This is a genomic window from Paracraurococcus lichenis, assembly GCF_030657435.1.
GTDB lineage: Bacteria > Pseudomonadota > Alphaproteobacteria > Acetobacterales > Acetobacteraceae > Paracraurococcus > Paracraurococcus lichenis.
In genome coordinates this window covers 1-666 of record NZ_JAUTWS010000408.1, presented here as the reverse complement: position 1 = coordinate 666, position 666 = coordinate 1, and the positions used below count along the sequence as shown (strand labels likewise).

Below are 666 nucleotides of genomic sequence, written 5' to 3'. Positions count from 1 at the left end.
GCGCGCATGCGCGAGATCCTCTGCGCCTCGGTACGGCTGTTTGCTGACGAGACCTCCATGCCGGTGCTCGACCCCGGTCGGGGCAAGACCAAAAAGGGTTTTGCCTGGGCAATCGCCCGTGATGACCGGCCCTGGGGCGGCACCGACCCGCCGGCGGTGGTGTTCCACTACGCCCCGGGCCGCGGTGCCGAACACGCCCGCGACCTGCTGGCGGGCTACAGCGGCCTGCTGCAGTGCGATGGCTACACCGCCTACAAGAGCCTGGCCGTGCCGAAGGACGGCAGCGAGGGCCCGACACTCGTCTACTGTTGGGCCCATGTGCGCCGTGAGTTCTTCGACATCGCCAAGGATGGGACCGCGCCGATCGCCCAGGAGGCCCTGCAGCGCATCGCAGCGCTCTACGCCGTCGAGGACACCATCCGCGGCAAGCCACCGGACCTGCGACGCACGATCCGGCAAGCCAGGAGCCGGCCGCTGGTCGAGGATCTGTTCGCCTGGCTCGAGCAGCAGCTGGGGCGATTGCCGGGCGCCAGCCCAACGGCACAGGCCATCCGCTACGCGCTGAACCACCGCGACGGCCTCGAACAGTTCCTCGCGGACGGCCGCGCCGACATAGACTCGAACGTGGTCGAACGCGCCATCAGGCCCCTGGTCTTGAGTCGCAAG

The 666-nt window shown here is 69.2% G+C and carries 1 protein-coding gene; it reads left to right on the top strand.

What is annotated here, in order from left to right; translation table 11 throughout:
• The coding region (tnpC, locus tag Q7A36_RS40530; protein ID WP_305109447.1) for an IS66 family transposase at window positions 1–666 on the top strand (666 nt) is incomplete at both ends.